The 21,852-nt window shown below is 43.3% G+C and carries 16 protein-coding genes; 7 read left to right on the plus strand and 9 right to left on the minus strand.

Annotation, left to right across the window (positions count from 1 at the left end):
* The first annotated feature begins 63 nt into the window (after nucleotides 1-63).
* Nucleotides 64-1,143: a M42 family metallopeptidase gene (locus MHI21_RS17450; protein ID WP_061830384.1), complete on the plus strand. Its 1,080-nt coding sequence runs from the start codon at nucleotides 64-66 to the stop codon at nucleotides 1,141-1,143.
* 99 nt (nucleotides 1,144-1,242) lie between these two features.
* On the opposite strand, the gene MHI21_RS17455 is transcribed toward MHI21_RS17450, so the two are convergent.
* Nucleotides 1,243-1,959, minus strand: coding sequence for a metal-dependent hydrolase (locus MHI21_RS17455; RefSeq protein ID WP_165178440.1), 717 nt, complete (start codon nucleotides 1,957-1,959; stop codon nucleotides 1,243-1,245).
* A gap of 350 nt (nucleotides 1,960-2,309) precedes the next feature.
* Here MHI21_RS17455 and MHI21_RS17460 point away from each other — a divergent pair, with 350 nt between their 5' ends.
* Nucleotides 2,310-3,023, plus strand: coding sequence for an expansin EXLX1 family cellulose-binding protein (locus MHI21_RS17460; protein WP_061830386.1), 714 nt, complete (start codon nucleotides 2,310-2,312; stop codon nucleotides 3,021-3,023).
* Nucleotides 3,024-3,248: 225 nt separating this feature from the next.
* On the plus strand, nucleotides 3,249-5,510 hold the full coding sequence (locus MHI21_RS17465) for an AraC family transcriptional regulator (RefSeq protein ID WP_342418594.1): 2,262 nt from the start codon (nucleotides 3,249-3,251) through the stop codon (nucleotides 5,508-5,510).
* A gap of 125 nt (nucleotides 5,511-5,635) precedes the next feature.
* Here the strand turns inward: MHI21_RS17465 and MHI21_RS17470 are convergent, their stop codons facing one another.
* From MHI21_RS17470 to MHI21_RS17490, 5 genes are all read right to left on the minus strand, one after another.
* Nucleotides 5,636-7,177, minus strand: a complete 1,542-nt coding sequence (locus MHI21_RS17470; protein ID WP_342418595.1) for an extracellular solute-binding protein — start codon at nucleotides 7,175-7,177, stop codon at nucleotides 5,636-5,638.
* Nucleotides 7,178-7,288: 111 nt separating this feature from the next.
* A complete protein-coding gene (locus MHI21_RS17475; protein WP_013311212.1) occupies nucleotides 7,289-8,182 on the minus strand; it encodes a carbohydrate ABC transporter permease in 894 nt (297 codons plus the stop codon).
* A gap of 18 nt (nucleotides 8,183-8,200) precedes the next feature.
* The gene (locus tag MHI21_RS17480) at nucleotides 8,201-9,196 is read right to left on the minus strand and encodes an ABC transporter permease subunit (protein WP_061830390.1); all 996 of its coding nucleotides are present in this window, start codon (nucleotides 9,194-9,196) and stop codon (nucleotides 8,201-8,203) included.
* A 234-nt stretch (nucleotides 9,197-9,430) separates the two neighbouring features.
* Nucleotides 9,431-10,207 carry an NAD(P)-dependent oxidoreductase gene (locus MHI21_RS17485; protein ID WP_342418596.1) on the minus strand — a complete coding sequence of 259 codons (777 nt, stop codon included), beginning with the start codon at nucleotides 10,205-10,207 and terminating at the stop codon, nucleotides 9,431-9,433.
* 242 nt (nucleotides 10,208-10,449) lie between these two features.
* On the minus strand, nucleotides 10,450-11,337 hold the full coding sequence (locus MHI21_RS17490; protein ID WP_023989546.1) for a DMT family transporter: 888 nt from the start codon (nucleotides 11,335-11,337) through the stop codon (nucleotides 10,450-10,452).
* A 217-nt stretch (nucleotides 11,338-11,554) separates the two neighbouring features.
* Between MHI21_RS17490 and MHI21_RS17495 the strand changes: the two genes are divergently transcribed.
* The gene (locus tag MHI21_RS17495) at nucleotides 11,555-12,304 is read left to right on the plus strand and encodes a YdcF family protein (protein ID WP_342418597.1); all 750 of its coding nucleotides are present in this window, start codon (nucleotides 11,555-11,557) and stop codon (nucleotides 12,302-12,304) included.
* Between the two features lie 103 nt (nucleotides 12,305-12,407).
* Here the strand turns inward: MHI21_RS17495 and MHI21_RS17500 are convergent, their stop codons facing one another.
* A complete protein-coding gene (locus MHI21_RS17500; protein ID WP_061830393.1) occupies nucleotides 12,408-12,869 on the minus strand; it encodes a DUF523 domain-containing protein in 462 nt (153 codons plus the stop codon).
* A 385-nt stretch (nucleotides 12,870-13,254) separates the two neighbouring features.
* Between MHI21_RS17500 and MHI21_RS17505 the strand changes: the two genes are divergently transcribed.
* Nucleotides 13,255-13,884, plus strand: coding sequence for a TetR/AcrR family transcriptional regulator (locus MHI21_RS17505; protein WP_342418598.1), 630 nt, complete (start codon nucleotides 13,255-13,257; stop codon nucleotides 13,882-13,884).
* Nucleotides 13,881-14,855, plus strand: coding sequence for an alpha/beta hydrolase (locus MHI21_RS17510; protein WP_342418599.1), 975 nt, complete (start codon nucleotides 13,881-13,883; stop codon nucleotides 14,853-14,855). The genes MHI21_RS17505 and MHI21_RS17510 overlap by 4 nt, the downstream gene beginning before the upstream one ends.
* A 326-nt stretch (nucleotides 14,856-15,181) precedes the next feature.
* Here MHI21_RS17510 and sigK read toward each other — a convergent pair whose 3' ends face one another.
* The gene (gene sigK / locus MHI21_RS17515) at nucleotides 15,182-15,883 is read right to left on the minus strand and encodes an RNA polymerase sporulation sigma factor SigK (RefSeq protein WP_013311218.1); all 702 of its coding nucleotides are present in this window, start codon (nucleotides 15,881-15,883) and stop codon (nucleotides 15,182-15,184) included.
* Between the two features lie 791 nt (nucleotides 15,884-16,674).
* Here sigK and MHI21_RS17520 point away from each other — a divergent pair.
* A complete protein-coding gene (locus tag MHI21_RS17520) occupies nucleotides 16,675-17,184 on the plus strand; it encodes a discoidin domain-containing protein (RefSeq protein WP_342418600.1) in 510 nt (169 codons plus the stop codon).
* Nucleotides 17,185-17,233: 49 nt separating this feature from the next.
* On the opposite strand, the gene MHI21_RS17525 is transcribed toward MHI21_RS17520, so the two are convergent.
* Entirely contained in the window at nucleotides 17,234-21,811 is a 4,578-nt protein-coding gene (locus MHI21_RS17525; RefSeq protein ID WP_342418601.1) for a fibronectin type III domain-containing protein, read from the minus strand.
* Nucleotides 21,812-21,852: the final 41 nt, after the last annotated feature.

A 21,852-nucleotide genomic window follows, 5' to 3' on the forward strand; every position in this document is an offset into this window, starting at 1 on the left:
AAATCCATTCATACTGAATACATGACGACCACTGGTTAATTAATAAGGAGTGAGGTATACATCATGGAATCAAAAACATTGGAATTGTTTAAAACCTTAACGGAGTTTCCTTCCATTCCTGGACATGAGCGTGAGTTGCGGGCATGGGTTAAGGAACGAATATCCGGTTATACCGATGAAATCGTGCAAGATCGACTGGGCAGTCTTTTTGGGGTGCTACGCGGTCAAGAGAGTGGACCACGTGTAATGGTGGCAGGCCATCTGGATGAAGTCGGTTTTATCGTGAATGGTATTACGGAAACTGGAATGATTCGTTTTCAGCCGGTTGGAGGCTGGTGGAGCCAAGCCATTATGTCACAACGTCTTCAAGTATTGACACCAAAAGGCCCAGTTATCGGTGTAGTTGGCTCTGTCTCGCCTCATTTGCTGGATGAATCGCAACGCAGCAAACCTATGGACATCAAGCATATGTATCTGGATATCGGCGTAGACAGCAGACAAGAGGCGCAGGACCTGGGGATCGTACCAGGAACGGCCATTGCGCCGATCTGTGATTTCACTCCACTGGCAAATCCTAAAAAAATTATGGCTAAAGCATGGGATAACCGCTACGGTGTAGGCTTGGCTATTGAACTGCTTGAAGCATTACATAAAGAAAAAGACAAGCTTCCCAATACATTGTATGCAGGGGCCACTGTTCAAGAAGAAGTGGGACTGCGTGGTGCACGTACAGCGGCCAATCTGATTCAGCCGGATATATTCTTTGCACTGGATTGCAGTGCAGCCAACGATATGGGCGGCGACCCGAATGCTTACGGGCACCTCGGTAAAGGCGCACTGCTGCGGGTATTTGATCCAGGTATGATTACACATCGCGGGATTGTGGAGTACGTGCAAGACATGGCGGAAACTCACAAAATCAAGTATCAATATTTCATCTCCACAGGGGGAACCGATGCAGGTCAAGTGCACTTGAGCGGAATTGGCGTGCCATCCACTGTCATAGGCATCTGTGGACGATACATCCATACTTCCTCGTCCATTATTCACACTGATGATTATGATGCAGCCAAAGAGCTGATCATCAAGCTGGTTCAAAATCTGGATCGTACAACGCTGAATACCATTATTGAACGAGCCTAAGTTGTAACAGAGAATCGCAATCTATAAAAAAACAGTCAAGACACGTACAACGTGCATTGACTGTTTTTTTAATTTAATAGAAACAAAAGATAGAATATATCAAATCAAATGCTTATAACGAAGCAAAGCAATCACTACAAGTACAGTAGTTAAAGCAATACAGACGTTTTCTATCTTAGCTCCCTTCCGGGTTCCGGTACTCATCAATTTAAATCGCAGCTTCCATTTGAACGGCGGCAAAGGTTTAATTCCATTATTCGTCAAGGAATCTGCCAGTAAATGCAGCAAATATGCCATACCTCCAGCCAGCCATATGCTGTCACCGTGCAAACGTGTCGTACCATAAAGCAGCGCAGTCCATGCGACTGTCCCGTATACCGTATGTGTCAACCCTCGGTGTGGGACTAACGTACAAATGATCAGCAGACACCCGGCGATATAATTCCACGGTGCATATGATTCTCCATACCAGGCTAGGCCGATACCAATTAGAAAGATAATAACCTTGCGCATGGATCGTGAAGGCATAAAAGAAGCACTGATCATCAGCAAAGCCAAAACAAGATTCCATGGCGGTGGAGCCAAACGGGTGAAAAATACCCAACCAGCAGCCCCAATCATTAGAAGCTGTATAAGCCTAAGCATTTTGGTTGGGAGCGCACGGCTCACGAGCATGGAGTTAGGCTCGTCAATATCCGGCAACAGTGAACCGACCACAGCAGCTGCCACGGCAGCCGGGGTCACTTCGTATCCACTTAAAGCTAATACCGACAGGGAGACCCCGGTTCCAATAATCAAATGGGCTCTTCCCATCATGGTGCAAAACATCCTTTCGTTGCAGCATACAACAGAGTTCACATCACTCCATTTGAATCAGCATGATTCGATTGTATACGACAAACAAAAAGAGAACAATAGTTCGCTTATTCTATTTAAAAGACTTCATCCAAAAGTCCTAGTTTCGTCCTCATTACTTAATCCTCCCCTTATTCTTTATCTGTACAACCATTTCTAAAAAAACACGCCATATGGCCTATGAGTATGTTGACAAACATCTTCAATATTTTCTTTTTGCCTCAAAGTCCTATTGTACAATTTGAAATATTAGGTAATATAGTGTTTATATTTACTATATGAATCTATTAAATGAATAAGGAGGAAATGTTATGCAAAAAATATCGACGTTCCGAAAGTTCAAAACCATCGGTCTAACATCGTTGCTAAGTCTTGTATTATTCGCCCTTCCCGCTTCAGCTGCTTGGAATGATACATACACGGGGTACGCCACATATACAGGATCAGGTTACTCTGGAGGGGCATTACTGCTTGATCCCATCCCTTCGGATGCCAAAATTACAGCGCTTAATCGCACACAACTGAATTATAACGGAATCAAAGCTGCATTAGCTGGAGCCTATTTGGAAGTTCAAGGTCCCAAAGGGAAAACAACCGTATATGTAACTGATCTTTACCCTGAAGGTCCAAGTGGCGCGCTCGATCTGTCCCCAAACGCGTTCAACCTGATTGGCAATCAAATAGACGGAAAAATTAATATTTCGTGGAAAGTGGTCAAAGCTCCGGTTAACGGCAATGTCTCCTACCGCATTAAAGAAGGCAGCAGCCAATGGTGGGCAGCCATTCAAGTACGCAATCATAAATATCCGGTCTTGAAGATGGAAGTCCAACAAAACGGACAATGGCTCAATCTCGAAAAACAGGATTACAACCACTTTCTAGGTACTAACTTAGGAAAACAACCTCTGAAAATACGGATTACGGACATTCGCGGTGTCGTGCTAAACGACACAATCCCAGCTCTAGCGGAAAATGGTACAGGCGGAGCCTATATCGTTAATGGTAACGTTCAATTTCCTGACTAGTTGCAGTACCGTCATCTTTCCTTCTTTTATTTGAATACACAAACCCGGCCGGGAACCGACGCAATCCAATGCGTATAAGTGTTCCTGGCCCTTTTACGAAAAAATCATTATTTTTCACAAAGAATCGGTTTGTTCACTGTCCTGTTCACAAGATCACACGTATAATGAATACATAAATAGGATGTACTTTACAGCTACGTGCACACAGACAGGAGGCCTGTTCATATGAGCAATTTCAAAAAGCATCACAAGCTTCACAGCAAATTGCTGGTCAGCATTACGTTATGTATTACGCTAACGTTGCTGGTATCCACCACTGTGTATTATTTTTACTATATTCGCGTGGAAAAGGAGCAGGCATTCGAGGCCAATCACAACAGCTTGACGTTGAGAAGCAAAGAAGTTATTAACATGACATCTATTGCTCAGTCGTTGGCATTCCAAATGTATCGCAGCAGTACCCTGTCCAAGTTGTTGTATTATCCAAAACCTAATGTATATGATGTAACCGCTGCCATGACCGAATTGAACAATTATCTTAACTCTATGCCGTATATCGAATCCATCTACGTGTTTAACCCTAAAAGCGGCACCTTCTACATTGCTTCCTCACAAGGTCAAAACGGGCTATTCAGCAAACATGAACTGGCTGATACAGATATCATTCGCGTGCTGGATCATTATCAGGACTATAAACCCTTTACGCCTATTCCACGCACGTATCCACTGCTGTCTGCCTCAGACTCCAGAGCTGAAGTAGAGCAAGCAAGCCCAGATATCGCAGCCTATACGTATTTATGTTATGACGCAATTAACTCGAACGAAGCGATAAATTCGGCTGTGATTGTGAATGTGTCGGCGGCCTGGATGAACAAGGAAATGGCGGCGAATCCAATCTCAGGCGGGACCGCTTATATTTTAGACGATCAGGGCAGACTGTTGTCTGGTACAACATTGACAGACGAAACTTTGAACGAAAAAGAACAGCTATGGCTGCACACGAGAGTCAAAAAACAAGAAACAGGCTATTTTGTAGAAGACTTTCATGGTAAAAGATCACTCATTTCCTACACCTCCCCGGATGGACTAGGTTGGCAGTATATTAGTGTCACACCGTATGAAAGCGTTATCAAAATGGCAAGTGTTATTCGTAATGCGATGTTACTGATAGCCGCTATCATTGCATTGGCAGGATTCGTGGCTTCGTGGCTGCTGTCCAAAATGCTGTATACGCCTATTGGCCAAATTGTTGTGCATATGAATTCACTGGAATCAGAGAAACGAAACAGTATGTACACGATCCGGCAAAACATTTTAAAAAATGTGATCCGGGGAATCCGAAATCTTCCTACCGGTGAAGAACCGGAACGATTGCGCGAGCTTGGGATTACGTTCCAGTTTGACAAAGACTACCGCCTTGTGCTGCTGCGCATAGATGAATATACCCGATGGCAAAGCGAACGTGGACCTGATCTGCTACCCTATAAGTTTGCAATCATGAACATTGCTTCTGAAATATGCGGACAGACGTACCAGGTGGAGACCGTTGATATGGATGAGGACAGTGTACTGCTGATGCTTAACATTCTCGATCCCGCAGAGCATACAGACACTGTACTGCTAGAAACCTTATTACGCCAAATACGTGAAGCTTGCTTTGAATATTTGAAGCTGAGTGTTTCATTAACTTACAGTGCCATCACGAGTCAACCAGAACGGCTGCATCTGCTGTACCGCCAAGTACAAGACGCATCTATGCACCGATTTTTTCAGGGGCACAGATGCATTATTAATGCGCAAAACACTACAGAGGAGGATATCCAAAATACTTACGTATATCCAGCCGATAAAGAGAAAAAAATGCTAGATATGCTACTGTCTGGTCATACGGAGGATGCACACAGTATGTTCAAAGAATTATTGATGCATATGGAAAAATATCCTTTTTCCTCTGTTCAAGTGGCGATATCCCGGCTCATCATGAGTGTAAATAATGCTGTTCGGCATATCAGTGAGCTCAATGGATTTGCTATAGAATCTAAATCTGAATTACCATCCGCTGATCGGTTAGAGACCGCTGAGAATCTTATTGATCATTATCAATTGGTCTTTGATCATATTCGCTCCAGTCTATCGGAAAAACGAAACACGAAGCAGGAACGACTGATACGGCAAATTAATGAACGAATGGAGCAAGCCTATACGGACCCCAATTTTTGTCTCAATCAGATTGCGGAAGAACTGGATATGTCGCCGATCTATGTCAGTAGGCTATATAAGCAACAGACCATGTCAACTATCGTGGACGTCATCCAACAACTTCGTATTCGCAAGGCCTGTGAGCTGCTGGAACAGACCGACTGGTCCGTAGCTGACGTAGCAGAACAAACCGGATTTGCGAGTAGCTCTTATTTCCATCGTATGTTCAAACGTAGCTTGGGTGTAACACCGACAGATTTTCGCCGTTCTAAAGCAAATGCGCAATAAGTAAACTGCTCTACACGCCTGCTCCGAGAACGGAACATTGCTCCCAAAAAATAGACTGACATTAAAAAAGCAAGCCTCCAACTTTCTGGAGACTTGCTTTTTTCTTTATCACAATTCTTTATGTTTTATTTAATCCCCTTCTCCTTTACATAGGCTTCCCATTGTTTTGTATATTCGGTTTGAATTTTCTCCAAACCAGCTTGGTTTGCCTTTTGCAAGAAGGTCTGCAAGCCTTGATCTACATTGTCGATCAGTCCAGCTTGGAGCGGATACAGATATTGCTTCTCAACCTGTTCTAGAGCTGCTTTTTCTGCTTGATATGTCGTGTAGTCCTCTGCAAAGCCTGTAAACAGGTCAGGCTTCTGGATTTTATCCAGCTCGGCAAAAATTTTCTTCACACGGTCAAAGCCAGAATCAAACAGCATGTATTCCGGGTTACGCCAAGCCCAACTATTCATACCTTCGCGTGAAAATCCATTAGTACTGCCGCTACCTATCATTTGGTAGTAACCATCTTTGACTTCGTAGTTTTTGCCTTCAATACCATATTGCGTGAGCAGGTTATAGCGTTTGTCCGTCACCAGCTTTTCATAAAAGGCCAATGCGCGCGCTGGATTCGGGCTGCTTTTTGGAATCGCAAAGCCGTTATGAATCGGATGCACTGGAGTTGCATAACCTGTCGTCAAAGGGAATGGGTAGTACTCGAGCTTCCAGTCCGGGTGAGATGCTTTGAGCTTAATGACCATATCATTAAACCGGGTTGGATTGTCACCGAAAATACTCGCTGCTTTACCAGAAGTCACTTGATCCTGAAGCGTATCTTTTACGTTTAATACGTTTTTGGGAATGAATCCTTTATCGGCCCAGCGTTTGTAAGTGTTCAGCTCTTCCTTTTGTTCATCCGAGCCCCAATATTTATAAACCTCTGTTGGTTTTTCATATTTAATACCAATACCATAAGGCAAGGCACCTACACTCTTCGTTACTAATTCGGTATATCGGTCATGCAGATTTCCCTTGATATCGCTGTTCAGAGATACGGTTTTCATATTTGGCTCATGCTGACGTATCCCATCCATATAAGCCTCGTAACTTTTGATATCTGTCGGTTTAGGCAAATTGTACTTCTCTCGTAAATCCTCACGCCATACAAAGCCGTTAGTGACATACTCTTTATACGTGCCAGGCACGGTATAAATTTTGCCTCCGATTTTAACTCCATCCCACATGTCCTGAGGCACAAATTTTTGCAAGGCAGGTGCAGCCTTAGGCAGCAGATCGTCTAGCGGCAGGAATGCGCCCTTTTTGGCATAGGCCTGATACTGCGTCCAATCTGCAGTGAAGATCAGGTCGATAGGCTGACCCGAAGACAATAACAGCTTATATTTTTGATCCCAGTCTGTCCACGTCGTATAGTTAAATTTGACGGTGGCATTCAGATCTTTTTCCGCCAACTTATTGATCTCTGTCTCAATGGTAGGCAAGTCCTTAGGAGCATCCCCCAGCATATAAAATTGCAGCTGTACTTTCTGGGATTTATCATCCTCTCCATTTGCTTTTTGAGCGCTGTTTCCACTACCTTCTCCACATCCGGCTAATAGCGCCGTGATGACCATTACTGCAATCAGGATGGACATGCGTTGTTTTCTTTTCTTTGTGAATGTCATGTGAATCCTCCCTTTGAAATGGTAGTCTGATTAAATAAAACGCTTACAAAGAGTGCTATTTAGATGGCACAACGTCAGCACGTCATGCCATCACAGTCCTTGAGTGCCACTTTAGCCTTTTACCGCACCAATGGTCAATCCCTTAACAAAATAGCGCTGTACGAACGGGTACAGCAGCAAAATAGGTCCAGTAACTACGATCGCCATTGCCATTTTGGTCGACTCTGTCGGCATATCGTTGGAAAGGGTTACGCCAGTACCTGCACCCATTTGAGCGATAAATTGCATGGAGTTAATTACATTATACAGATAATATTGCAACTGGTATTTATGCGGATCGTTAATAAAGAGTGAGGAGGAGAACCAGTCATTCCAGTAAGCCAAGGCCAGAAACAGCCCCACAGTGGCAATCCCCGGTGTAGATAAAGGCAGCACAATTCGATAGTAAATTTTAAAATCACCCGCACCGTCAATTTTAGCGGACTCGAACAGTTCTTCCGGCATGGAAGAACGAATGAAGTTTTTCATCAAAATGATCAGAAACGGAGTCATCAATCCCGGGAAAATAAGCACTGTATACGTATCAAGCAATCCTAAATACTTCGTCAGCATAATGTACCAAGGTACCAACCCACCTCCGAACAGCGTCGTAAAGTAAATATAGAATGAAAACGCATTGCGGTATTTAAAATCTTTGCGTGCCAGCACATATCCTGCCATCGTCATCAGGAACAGGCCCAACGTCGTGCCTACAACCGTGGTAAAAATTGTCACCCCGTACGCCCTTAACACCTCTTCAGGAAAGGTGAACACCGTCCGGTAACCTTCCAGTGAGAATTGCTGTGGTATAAAGTGATATCCATCCCTGATAATCGATTCATTACTGGTCAGTGAAGCCGAAATAATAAGTAGGAACGGGAGTAAACAAGCAATAGAAGCAATAATGATAATCACATAAGAGATGATTTTAAAAATTCGAGTGTATACATCCTCTTTGATCGCCATCCGTTTGGGTCCTCCTTTCTAGAATAAGGCATATTCGTCGTTCAACTTGCGGATGATGTAGTTCACGGTCATGATCAGTACAAAGCCGAACAAGGATTGGTACACGCCTGCTGCCGAAGCCATCCCCACATCAAAAGTCACTTTCAAGGAACGGTACACATAAGTGTCCAAAATATCCGTCGTATTGTACAGCACCCCATTGTTGCCGATTAATTGATAGAAAAGATCAAATTGTCCTTTCATAATACTACCAAGCGCAAACAACAGCAGCACAACGAATGTCGATTTAAGCATCGGAACGGTAATGTACCAGATTCGTTGAAAAATGTTGGCTCCATCCATTTTAGCTGCCTCATAATATTCGTCACTGATCCCTGTAATTGCTGCCAGATAGATCACCATACTGTAGCCGAGATTTTTCCATAAATAGAACAGGATAATCAGGAAAATCCATACCCATGGTTTGTTGTATACATCCACGCGTTCACCACCAAATTGCAGCAGCAGCGTATTCAGGAAACCATTATCATAATTAAATATGTTATACACGATGACACTTAGAATAACGAAAGAAACAAAATAAGGCAGGAACATCACGGATTGAGCGATCTTTTTAAAGTAGCGGCCTCGCAGCTCATTCAGTAAAATAGCGAGAACAATCGCTAGCACGTTACCGAGTAAAATAAACGCTGCGTTGTATCCGACCGTATTCAATGTCAGTTTTGTCAGCGTGCCGGATTGCCATAGAAAGCGAAAATTTTGGAGTCCGACAAACTTGGCATCAAACAGGCTGGTATTGAAGTCGAACTGGGTAAATGCATAATAAATACCCACCATAGGAATGTAGGAATTAATGAAGAAAAAAATTAAAGTGGGCAACAACATCAGAAATAATACCCGATTGCGGAACAGTTCATAGAAAAAACCGTGTTTCCTACCCGTTCCCAGCCTCTTACCGTTCAGGCGGGAATCCGTTGCAAGCATTGCAGAATTTTTGGGCATAGGCTGATTCAATGTGAGTCACTCCCCCTCTGTGTACGTTACCGACAGCAAGGTTTGTAGCACCGCCGCCGTATAACTATATTTTATGTAAGCGCATTCAAAATGAAAAGTGAAGCCTCTCATACTTCATGAACAAAGGAGTGTCCGGAGGAGTGAACAATTCGGATATTTGTGAAGTTTTGTGTAATATGAGGCGTCTGATCGACGCCTTGAGCCCATTCACAAAGCATATTTGAACGATCTACTCTACTCCTTTTGCCCACCCTGGAATGTGGTTTCATCCTGTTTTACCCGAAATCCGATTTTCTTTGCCTGCTCCAGCAGCTCAGCGGCATTATCCTGCGGCTTATATCCGATTAGTTCTTCCAAGTAGCTAATGTCATAATAATTATCCGTATTGGCTGACGTACCGTACAAATTAAGATAGCTTATCTCTGGACGAGCTTCTATACAGCAGACGGTCAGACGGATCATATCGCGCTCGGAGATCCAAATATGAGCGGCGCGCTCCGAATGGGGCCGATCATCCCCAGGAAAATTTCCGATACGGATATTAATTGAAGATATTTTGCCCTGATCGGCATACAGTCGTCCCAACAGTTCAATGTAGCACTTACTCAATCCATAAAAACTGTCTGGTCGGTAGGGATCTTCTACATCTATGCTTTCGCCTACTTTATAAAACCCTGTGGCATGATTGGAACTGGCAAAAACAATGCGTTTTACCCCATTTTTCACCGCAGCTTCATACAACTTGTAGGCTCCACTAACATTGCCAGACAGCACTTTGCCGAGGAAATCCCCTTCATCCTTGATCCATGCAAAATGAAGTACTGTATCCACTCCGCGTGTAAGCTCATCCAGTCGTGCAGCATCATGTATATCCATTTCCACAATCCCTGCCTCTTCATCCCTCTTCACATCAGCGGCGGTTATTTCATATTTACCTTCCGCTTGTAGCCCTTCATACAATACTTTCCCAATTGTACCTGCCGCACCTGTAATCAATAATTTTCGTGCCATCGTCCGCATCTCCCTTCTTAGCTTGGTTGTATGCTGTCATCCATATCATAATTTTAACCAACTCCCCAGGGAGGAAACCCCTTAAACTCTCGAATTCGGTAGGTCATAATCCACTTAACTGTATCACCTGTCGGCATATAAAAAGGGACCCTGCTATTGTGCAAGAGTCCCTTGTTGTTACTTTGTTTCAAATTCTATGTTTCGAGTTCTATCTTTCAATTTCTTTGTTTCAACTACTACGCTCAAGCTTGTCGTACTACTCTCGCTCTGCGATTAACCAAATAAATGCTAAGCCCGATTAAGATCAACCCGATAAGCAGGAAAGCCGTAATCGCTTCGCCCAGCACCAACGAGCTGACAAATACTGAAATCACAGGCACCAAAAATGTATAGGAAGCGACCTTACTGGCATCCCCCGAATTGACCAGCGTGAAATACAGCAGCCAGGATAGTGAAATTCCCAGCACCGTGCCGAATATCAGCCCTGACACATACGGGACATTCCATACGATATCCGACCAGTTTTCCGTCACCGTTCCAGCTCCCGTCAGCACGATGCCTCCCAGTGTACATTGAAATGCAACCAGCCACAGCGAATCCACACGCTGGTTTACCTTTTTCACATATACCGTTCCCAATGCCCAGCTCACGGCTGTAATAATGGCGATGATTACACCTGCCACAGCCACATGCCCTGAAAATCCGCCCACACTGACAGCTGCAACGCCCAAAAATCCGATGATCAATCCAATCACCTTGAGTCTGGACATCGCTTCTCCCAGCCACATCCATGCAAAAATACCGACCAGCACAGGCTGGAGATATACCAGCACAGAAAACAAGCCGGAGGGGACGTACATCAGTCCCACTGTTTGCAGGCCATAAAACAGTACCACGTTAAAAATACCTGAAATAGCATACACCCGCCAATTTTCTTTCCAACGAATGCGATTCCATCTCGGTACTAAAATTGCTCCTAATAGCAGACCGCCCAGCAGTGTACGTAGCCCTGCAAACAACAATGGAGGTGTGAATTCCAATGCCACTTTATAAATGGGCCAAGAAATGCCCCACAATACAACCAGTAGCGCGATCATCATCATCCGCTTGGCTGTCGTTAACTCTCCCATGACGCTATCGCTCCTCTATGAAAAAAATCACTAGACTTTATATACTACGCCTGCAGAACAACTTTATCAAACAAAAAATATGTATTGGAAAGCTCCACCTTTCATGCCCGCTTGTTCATCGAGGTATGTCTTCGGACAGAGGAATCCAGTCATTTGCCTATGTTACAATATACCAAAAAGACTTATAAAGCTTATAAGGATAGGAGGTTGTCTGCACTTGATTTATATCATCAAATTTTTGTACAGCTTTGTGCTCCCTCCCGGTTTGTTCATTCTCGTGATGGCAGGGCTCGTGATCTGGATATGGAAAAGGGCACGTATACCTGCGGTCGTACTGCTTCTTGTCACATTGCTGCTGTACGCTTCCTCGACCAATCTGGCTGGAGATTTGTTAATCAGTAGCCTGGAAAAACAGTACCCACAACCCCGTACCGTTCAAGGCGATGTCATTGTCGTGCTTGGGGGCGGAGCCACACAGGGAACCCCCGACATCAATGGACAAGGCAATCTGCTAGGATCTGCAGCCAATCGACTGCTCACTGCGGCCAGATTGCACGAAGCAACAGGCTTACCCATTCTTTTCTCCGGCGGGCAAGTGTTTGGAGACAGTGGAAATGAAGCGAATATTGCGCAAAGGCAGCTGCTAGGACTCGGTATTCCAGCAAAGGATATCCTGATCGAAAACCGTTCTTTGAACACACAGCAAAATGCCGTATATACATCCCAAATTTTAGAAAAACATCAACTCACTAGACCTGTTCTGGTGACCTCCGCTTTCCATATGCCACGTGCTGCACTGGAATTTCAGCGTGCAGGCATGCAAGCCATAGCTTATCCTACCGACTATCTGGCAAGTGAAAAGCTGTCACTGTATGCTGGCAAGCTCTCGCCGTCTGCTGGGGCCATGTCTACAACCGGAACAGCCCTCAAGGAATACCTAGGAATTCTTGCATTAAAGCTTAAATAATGTGATGTCTAATCGTATAGCGGCACATAGCACAAACAAGCGTCTTGCGCTCGCAGGTATAAGCCTGTAAGCTAGCAAGGCGCTTGATCTACCCTTACATATTCTAATCCAAGAAAATATCTGATATTTGTTCTTCCGATATGACCTTAAAGCCTTCCTTTTTTAACAAAGCCGAGGTTACCCCGTTACCTGCTATTTTACGATTTTCGAATGACCCATTATATATTGCTGCTGATCCGCAGGACGGGCTGTTTTCTTTTAAAACAACAAGTGTTGCGTTAACCTCTCTGGCTATATTCAAGGCTTCATACGCACCTCTAATGTACATATCGCTAACATCGTTGCCTGAGAACTCGACCACCTTGGCTGTGCCGTTCAGCACATCCTCGCCTGTCCCTCCAACAATCTCAGCAGGCTCTCTCGGAGTCACAAAGCCCCCCAAAAGCTCAGGACAGATCGTCACAGCTTTCTTTTCCTCTACCAACTTCTGAATATGTACATCCAGACTATCGGTCCCGTTATATCGTACCTTCATGCCAGCCAAACACGAACTTACCAGAATCATTAGTTCCACCTCATATCCATTGCATTCACTATTAAGTAGTTAAAGTATAAACAAATTTTCTAGTAGAGTCATCGTACGAAAATTTTGACTCGCCACTACGTCCGCGTTCCGTAAGGATATTCTTCCAGCTGATGACATAATCGTAATCATGATCCTGCACTCTACCCATACCCTTTTGAACTCTGTTCGAAATACAAGTAATGAAAAAAGACCCTGATTAGGGCCTTCAAATACTGCGGAGTTCTACGTATCTTCTTTGTCATTTATCCTTTCTGTTTGTAAGTAAAATAAATTCACTCTTGCTATAAGTCGTAATTTAAGATATATTATTAATTAAATAATCATTCATTTAATTAAAGTTTAGTTTAAAGAGAGGGGAATACATTTGGCAAGACCCATCAATGAAGAAAAAAGACTGGAGCGGCGTAAACGTATCCTAGAAGAAGCTGTTGTCCTGTTCGCAGAAAGTGGATATTCTAATACCACAACGGCTATCATTGCGCAGAGTGTGGGAGTGACTCCTGGAACCATTTTTCAATATTTCCCCAGCAAAGAAGCTTTATACTACGCCGCTGTCCTTGAGCCGCTTGCTGATATTCAGGCGAAATCGCTTGCTTGTCTACAACAGGAGGGGACGCCGGGCGTATTGATTAAGAACATGGTGGCAGAACAATTCAACCGTATCTACTTCTATATAAATGAATTGCGGCTTGTTCAATCTGTCTTAGGACAACGAATAAGATTCCCTGAACTTACACAGAAGGTCCTTGAAAGTATAAAGGTAATGACAGATGCAATCGAATGCGTCTATGCCAAGGGACAGTTAATGGGAGAATTCAACAAAAGCTTTTCTCCAGCAATGATCTCTCGTGCCTATATCTCTTTCCTAAATGGAGTGGGCTTAACTCTTGGAGAAAGTATTATTCATCATCCCGAGTGGGAAAATCTGAAGGGGCATGCCTTTTATTTGTTCGCTCCCATACAACCTAAAGAAAAACTGGAGGAATCTGAATGAATCAGGCATCATTACAACCCGATCTGACAATTAACGTTCGTGTGAAAAAACGAAAGAAAATTTTATGGAGCCTAGGGATCGTGCTTTTGCTTGTAATGGCTCTTGTATTTTTTATATCTTATAAAGTAGTAGACACCTTGTTGCACCATCCTAGAGACACTAATGTCAGCTACGGATTGAATATCGATAAAACTCCCTACGAAGAGGTCGAGTTCAAGAGTTTGAAAAATGATAATACGATTAGAGGTTCCTTCTTTCCTGCAAGTGGTCTTTCTGGTAAAGCAAGTAATAAGACAATTATTGTCGTCCATGGATATACGAGCAATCGTTTAGTCAAAGGGCGGACCCAAAAGTTAGTAGAGCATTTCGTTCCGAAAGGCTACAATGTATTGGCATTTGACCTCAGCTCACAAGGTAAATCCGATGGTGATTTGATTACACTGGGCTTCAATGAAAAATACGATTTGCTAGGAGCTGTAAGCTATTTAAAATCCAGAGACCATACGGGTGATAAGATTGGAGTTATCGGCTTTTCAATGGGTGCTGCTACTTCTTTGCTAGCCGCAAGTGAAAGTGATGACATCAAAGCCGTAATTGCAGATAGTCCTTTTCGTAATGCTGGTCTATTTCTGAGAGAGGGTTTGCCCTTCTTTTCAGGTTTACCTGCATTTCCATTCAGTTATACATCGACATGGATGGCAAATTGGGCCTTTAAGGTTGATCTTGATTCCATATCTCCTATGGATGCGGTAAAAAAGATGCAAGACAAGCCAGTTATGCTCATTCATGGTACTGGAGATCAGCAAATTAGTTATAAAAATACAGAAATTATTTACGATTCCTTAAAAGATAACCCAAAAGCAGAAGTATGGTACCCGCAAAATACGGAGCACATCGATGCCATCAACCATTACCCCACTGAATATTTCAAAAGAGTAGATCGCTTTTTGGATGAGTATGTAGGAAAATAAATTCAGTCCAAGAGAGCCAACTAGCGCAGGAGCTTGTCCTGACGAAGTAAAAATACCCAATAATATCAAGCATTTTTAGCCTGTAGTGTAGAAAACCACTACAGGCTTTTATTTGCGCTTTAAATGAAAATACATAGCAAAATAGTTATTATTTAAGCGAAAAGGAGCAGTTGTTTTTATAAGATAGCCTTAGATAAGAATATTGGATGGGCAGAGGGGAATGCAATTTAAACACGCCTCTGAAAAGAAGCAAGTAATTGAATTATAAAAAGACCTAAAAAGGCCCTGTTAAGGGCCTCAAGCGGCTTCATATATCTCCTTATCCATTACCCCTTCTGCTTGTAAAACTCATGGTACAACTTCATCAGCGCGCGCTTTTCGATTCGTGACACGTACGAGCGCGAAATTCCCAGTTCTCGTGCAATTTCCCGCTGTGTTCGTTCTTCTCCTCCGGCTTCCAGGCCGAAGCGGCCGATCACCACTTCTTTTTCACGCTCATCTAAAATATCCAGGTTGCGATAGATTTTACTTTTCTCAATTTTGAGCTGTACTTTATCTACAATATCATCCGCCTCGGTGCCGAGGATATCAATCAAAGTAATCTCGTTGCCTTCCTTATCAGTCCCTATAGGATCGTGGAGAGATACGTCTTTGCGTGTTTTTTTTAGGGATCGTAAATGCATAAGAATTTCATTTTCTATACAACGGGCTGCAAATGTTGCCAGCTTGGTGCCTTTCCCAGTCTGAAAGCTTTCAATGGCCTTGATCAGTCCGATGGTACCGATGGATATAAGATCCTCCAAATCTTCGCCGGTGTTATCGAATTTTTTCACAATATGGGCCACCAGCCGTAGGTTATGTTCAATGAGTGTGTTACGGGAGTGTGCGTTGCCTTCGGCAAACAGCTTTAGGTGTCGAGCTTCCTCTTTCTCAGTCAATGGCTGCGGAAAGGCGTTGTTTTTCACGTAGGAAACGAGCAGCGTCAATTCCTTGATGAACAGAGCGATAGCGCTAAATAGTCCGGGCACGGATGACACCTCCTGAGGTAGTTGCGAACTTACCGGCCTTTGTTACTTACCGGGCTTGCGGTCTGTTTATTGTATGTAGGCAGGTGCCCATCCGTGCCTGTACTCCGAAAACTGCTCCGTAACAATTTGCCAGATACCTTTCTGGAGCAACCTCCGATACTAAATTCGAAACGTAGAGATCTCTTCGACACAAATCAACGCACTCCATATAGCCAGAGGGAAACCCGGGATAGCTTTACATTATTCATCACTTGGTTTCCTCCTTTTCTTTCAGCAGAGTATTAACTTCTTTCTAAATATGACAATGGGAGTGGGGAATAGACCATTGTATCTCCATCTTCATCTCGTTTTAAAACAATAGGAAACTCAGCACCATTACTTTCATCGCCTCAATTCAGAATCACATCTATTTTGTCGGTAAGCACATTAAATCCACCTATTACAAAATCATTATATTCTTGGGAAGCCGTGTACTTCTCAAATAATTTTCTTTTATATTCCTCAACAGTACTAAAACAAACTTCCCAATCCAAAGGGAATATGCCGTCTCCCAAATAATAAGTGTATATTTTCATATTCTATCCATTCCCATTCTCGCACCTCAATTAGTTATTTATATTCTAAACATGCAACTCCCCGCCCGCAAATGAGCTTGCTATTATGATGTTGGACCGCTTAAACACTAGTATGCATTCCATCATCAAGGAATATATTCATAGAGAGTTCCATATAAATGATATAAATCAACCTTTTCACCACATTCAAAATTAAACTTAAGGAGGAATTTCAACATGGCAAAATTCAGTCAAAATCCAGATAACTATACTTTTTCCGTAGATCCTGTTGTTATAGGAGAGGAAAATGTTTCAACCAACGGGGATTCTAAAAATACTTTTCCGAAAAATGTTTTAGTCGATAATAATCTCTATTGGGAGAGCAGTTTAAGCGGTAAAGGTGGAGAAATCATCTTCAAATTAGATACAGGTAAGACGATCAATGATATTCTTTTAGCTCAGCCATCTTCTCGAGCTTTTATACTTTCATTTTCTTTTCACGGCTCTAATGACGGAGAAAATTGGTTTAGGTTAGGTGAAGTCGAAACTTTGCCAACCACTGCAAAAACAACTTATCAATTTAGTAATGAGATTCCTTTTTCATATTATAAAATAACTGTACTTTCATCCGGCTTGAGTAGTACAACCTCCTATTATGGTATACGATATATTCAGCTTAAAACCGCACTCATTAATGGCGTTCCTGCCTACAGAGCATCCAATATAAACCCCGCTATTGCAGAATAAGTTAGTACACACAAAAAAGGGGCTGGCCAATGCCGCCCCTTGATTTATTCTATTTCATTTGAAGCATGTTATAAATCATCTCTGCCGCTTCCGCACGTGTGACCTCCTGCTTGGCACGGAAGCTACCATCTGGATATCCTTGTACTAAATTAATCTCGGTTAGGCCAAGTACATCCTTTCTGGCCCACTCTACAATTTGAGAGGAATCTGAGTATGCACTGCTTTCTTGCTGTGGTGTAGCCTTAATAATGTTATTCACCATTTTAGCCGCTTGCTCACGGTTAATGACCCGATCTGGGCCAAATTCTCTACTACTAAACCCGCGAGCGACCTGATCTTTAATCGCCGTTTTGAGCAGATCAACGTACCACGCCGATGGACTGATATCCTCGAAGCCTAAAGTCACATCCGTTTCAAGTGGTAATTTCAAGGAACGGACAAGCATCGAAGTAAACTCCATACGCGTCACAGGTCTGTTCGGCTCAAATAGCATGTGAGTTGTTCCCTTTACTACACCCAAATCGGCAAGCACATTTATTTTTTCTTTATTAAATACCCGTTCAATGTCGCTAAAATGATTTGGCTTCTTCTCAACGGTTGAATGTTGAATATACTCTGTTTCTAACGATTCCTTTACAACAGGCTGAATCGGTTTTACACTCTCCGCCCCTCCTGCTCCACCACCTGCGTCCGCAGTATTACCCGTTGTTTTTCCATTCGCTTGTTTTGCCTCTGTGCGTTTTCCTTGACTATTTTCTGCCCATAGTTGAACTTTATACAATCGCTTCTCTTTAAGTTGTCTCCAGATATAGCTTCGATCCTTACCACGATATAGCTCTGTTCCTCCTTCACTAGCGAGAACGAAAATATCATTTTTATGTTCTGACTCCCAATGGATGATAAACTCACTATTCGTTGTTTCCGTCTTCAAAAACGCAAACGCTGGAGACGGCAGCGTCTCGACCTGATCTTCTGTCTGCTTACCTTCACCACTTGTGTTCAATGGCTTGACGGTAATACGATACAATGTAGAACTATCTAATCCATCTACTTTAAATTCATGGGAGGTCGTATGACCGATAAGCCCCCCGTTTTGGTAGACATTGTAAGCATCTGCACCCGGAGCTTCTTTCCACGTAACAAGCAAATCGGTATCCGTTACGCTTTTCATAACCAATCTACTATCCGGTATTTGACCTGGCAACGTACGATGCGTAAAGGGAGCTAGATTACCTCTCCCCGTTGTATTCATGGCCTGTATACCAAACGAGTAAATTACACCAGGCTGGATATTTGAAAGCTTAATATGGGCATCTCTGGTGTCAAAAACTTCCCCCGTATCTCTGCGGATTACAGTGTATTGAAAAGCGCTCTTGATTTCATCCCAGCTCAGCAAAATCTGGCCATCCTCAAGTTCTGTAACATTAACATTTTGTGCTTGAGGAGGAAGTGTCAGCAGCTTACCCAACGCTGGCTGGCTGAAACCACTACTGTTCCCACTGCTCACTTGAAAATCATAGTTTTTCCCACCTGTTAAACCAGATACAACTACATGTGGTTCCGTACTATAATAATCTTGACCGTCGATCGTTACCTTATATTGAGTTGCCCCATCAACCGGGGCCCATATCAATGTGGCATCGTGCTCACGAACATCTTCAGCTGCAAGTTGCACAGCCGAATCAGGTAGTGTTAATGCGTTGATAGATGTATCTTTACCTGTACCACTTCGATTGTAGGCTCGTATTTTAATATTGGCAGATCTACCCGCAGGCAAGCCCTCAAAAGTATAAGAATGGATACCACGCGCAACCCGCACCTTCGGTTCATCGTTAACATTCAAGATGTATCCTTCAGCCCCCTGCACATCCTGCCACGCAACACCGATAGCATACACATCCTTCGTCACACTCGATATTGTAGTTACTCGATCAGGTAAAGTGATGACTCCCAGATGAGCATAGTCTCCGAATCCTGTTGCATTTGCAGCGGAAACGTTATAACCATACTCTGTTCCCGCCTGAAGATCACTATCGGTGAATTCTGTATACACATCGTTATAAACCGATACTTTGTCACGTTCTAGGGCGTAGTAGGTGGCAGTGATTACAGAATTCCACTTCAAGTCGATTCCATCTTCTCTTACAGTTACATTCCGGAATCCGTTCGGGCTGTCTGGTAGACTTAGAAAAGATACATGCTTTTCTGTACCCTCTCCAGTGTCATTAATAGCTGATACAGAAACATCGTAATATTTACCAGGCTTCATTCCCGTAATTGGATTATACACATCCTGTGTAACCGTATCCTTAAATATGATTTCTCCCGTACTTACGTCTGCTGCTGTAATGTTATATTTGTTAGCTGAGAAAACTGGCGTAAAATCAGCCATGATTTCTGTAGAATGACGAGAGACAGGTTGTAACTGGATATGATCAGGAGCATCAGGTAACGTTAATACATGGACTCGATTGGAATATGCATTGCCTCCTACATGGTTACTGGAACGCACTTCATATTCGTATTGCCGTCCTCCTTGTAGCCCCCTAACTGTAAAAGAATTTGTTGGATGCGTAACATCCCAAACCTCATTAGTTGTTAGATTTCGGACTGTATAAACGTAACCATCATCAAGGCCCGACGGGAGAGTCCACTGCAAATCAGCTTCCGTATTTCGTACGGATGTCGCAGAGAGCACAACCGGTTGGGGCTGCTTTTGAATGCACAGAGCACTGCTAACTGTTTCATAAATATTACCCACCCTGTCTTTGACCTTGGCATGAACATACCATTCACCTTCATTTGAAAGATCCATCTGGAGTGTTGTATCGGCTGCAGTATCCCAGTTTTCAGGTGAATCAGGGCTGTTCGTGATTTTATACTGCATTGTCGACGACTCAATCCCCGAATGCTGATCGGCATATCGTATCCTCACATGAATAGGGGTATCTTTCCATTCACGCGAATCCGGCGTCAGTTGGATCGTCGGTGGTTCCAAATCAATATAAGACATTACGGATACTGGATCACTTCGATTCCCAGCTGCATCTACAGCTTGGGCAGTCACTTTTATGATACCCGAATCCTTTAATATTCCCAACGAACCAGGCACATAGGTGCCAGAACCCAATTGATATTCATAATGTACTGCTGTAGTATCCGTCGCACCCGATAGAGCAAACTCCACTGGCTTATTGGTATATCGAGTAGGTGTCGTCACCTCGGAAAACGTAACTTTTGGAGGCGTTGGCTTGGTTCGATCAATCATAACCGATTGAGTCACGATTGGACTAGACACGTCGAGATTATTGATCGTCCGTGCTGCTAATTCGTAAGTCCCTTCTGCGTTTAATGTAAAAGTGCCATTGTATGTCCGCCACTCCCCTAATGGACCCAAGCGATACTGTGTCATCTTAATTCCATTTGTAGAGTCACTTCCTGAATCAATAGCTATATTTACATGACGGATCGTTGGCCCTTTCTCGCTAGCCCGAATGGCAGGAGCAGTTGGTCCCTTTTTATCAATCGTGATTTCTTTGCTTACTTCTTGGCTCACATTACCTACGCTGTCAATGGAGCGTGCATAAACCGTGCTTTTACCATCTTTATTCACATGAAACACTCCATCGTAGTCCTGCCAATCTTGATTCACAACGCCCGTCAAACGAAATTGAGTATGGGCTAGTCCAGAATAATCGTCTGTTCCCGGTTGTAATGAAATGGTATAGTCATTACTGTTTCCCGTTGCGTTTAGGATGGGTGGAGTGGGTGGCATCTTGTCTATTCGGACATTCCCGGAAGAAAGACCACTATACTGGTTATTTACGTCCACCGTTCGGGCATAGATCGTATTTACACCATGGTCATAGACAGTGAAAGGCCCGGTGTATTGCTGAAATGCTCCTCCATTCAGGCTATATTCATAGTATTTTAGTCCTTCAGGAGCCACGTCTCCATTTATCCACACGGTTACGGGTTCTTTGGTCCATCCTGTGATCGCTTGTCCCTCTGTGCCTGCATGAATCTGCGGTGGTTTAGGCATTAAGTCCGATTTGGGAATAACACGGATTCCAAACTTGGATACTTCATTGCTTGTCTGTTGGTTAGTTCCCATCGCTCTGAAATATCGAACATCCCTTAATGTAATAGAGTCGGTGATATCTAACCATTTTCCCTGATAATATCTATCCGCATAGAATTTCGTTACATTAGTCCATGTATATAAGTTTGTTCCATTAGGCCTCCAACTGTCGCCTGCTGCGTTATTAGATGCATATATATCAGTATGATAAGACCCTTCAATGTAAACAAAAATCCTGTAATCCGAAGTCTTAATGGATCTTCCAATATCAATAAAACGATTTGTCGGCTGCGTAATACCATCACATTTATACCCGGCCGAACCCATGCCAGTATATACTTCCGTTGCTCCTACCCCATTTCCTGACCAAGAACCCCAACTATCGCCTCCACCCGGCAAATTGTTTTGGCAAAAAGGGCCCCCCATGATCTCCTGAGCAGCAGCTGATACCCTTTCCGGAAATATGGGAATCATCGTTAATAGTAGGAATACAGCCAAAAATCCATATACCCACTTCCTTACCTTTCGCTTATTTTTTCGATACATACACTTCTCCTTACTTTATTTTATTTTCAAAGAGTTTTACA

The sequence above is a fragment of the Paenibacillus sp. FSL H8-0168 genome, assembly GCF_038592955.1.
Lineage (GTDB): Bacteria > Bacillota > Bacilli > Paenibacillales > Paenibacillaceae > Paenibacillus > Paenibacillus polymyxa_B.

Excerpts from the sequence above, each read along its gene's own strand:
- MHI21_RS17510 (WP_342418599.1), top strand. The coding sequence starts at position 13,881 with ATGAATCAGGCATCATTACAACCCGATCTGACAATTAACGTTCGTGTG.
- MHI21_RS17520 (WP_342418600.1), top strand. The coding sequence starts at position 16,675 with ATGGCAAAATTCAGTCAAAATCCAGATAACTATACTTTTTCCGTAGAT.
- MHI21_RS17500 (WP_061830393.1), bottom strand. The coding sequence starts at position 12,869 with ATGATTCTGGTAAGTTCGTGTTTGGCTGGCATGAAGGTACGATATAAC.
- MHI21_RS17525 (WP_342418601.1), bottom strand. The coding sequence starts at position 21,811 with ATGTATCGAAAAAATAAGCGAAAGGTAAGGAAGTGGGTATATGGATTT.
- MHI21_RS17465 (WP_342418594.1), top strand. The coding sequence starts at position 3,249 with ATGAGCAATTTCAAAAAGCATCACAAGCTTCACAGCAAATTGCTGGTC.
- MHI21_RS17470 (WP_342418595.1), bottom strand. The coding sequence starts at position 7,177 with ATGACATTCACAAAGAAAAGAAAACAACGCATGTCCATCCTGATTGCA.
- MHI21_RS17475 (WP_013311212.1), bottom strand. The coding sequence starts at position 8,182 with ATGGCGATCAAAGAGGATGTATACACTCGAATTTTTAAAATCATCTCT.
- MHI21_RS17460 (WP_061830386.1), top strand. The coding sequence starts at position 2,310 with ATGCAAAAAATATCGACGTTCCGAAAGTTCAAAACCATCGGTCTAACA.
- MHI21_RS17455 (WP_165178440.1), bottom strand. The coding sequence starts at position 1,959 with ATGATGGGAAGAGCCCATTTGATTATTGGAACCGGGGTCTCCCTGTCG.
- MHI21_RS17485 (WP_342418596.1), bottom strand. The coding sequence starts at position 10,207 with ATGGCACGAAAATTATTGATTACAGGTGCGGCAGGTACAATTGGGAAA.
- MHI21_RS17490 (WP_023989546.1), bottom strand. The coding sequence starts at position 11,337 with ATGGGAGAGTTAACGACAGCCAAGCGGATGATGATGATCGCGCTACTG.
- MHI21_RS17450 (WP_061830384.1), top strand. The coding sequence starts at position 64 with ATGGAATCAAAAACATTGGAATTGTTTAAAACCTTAACGGAGTTTCCT.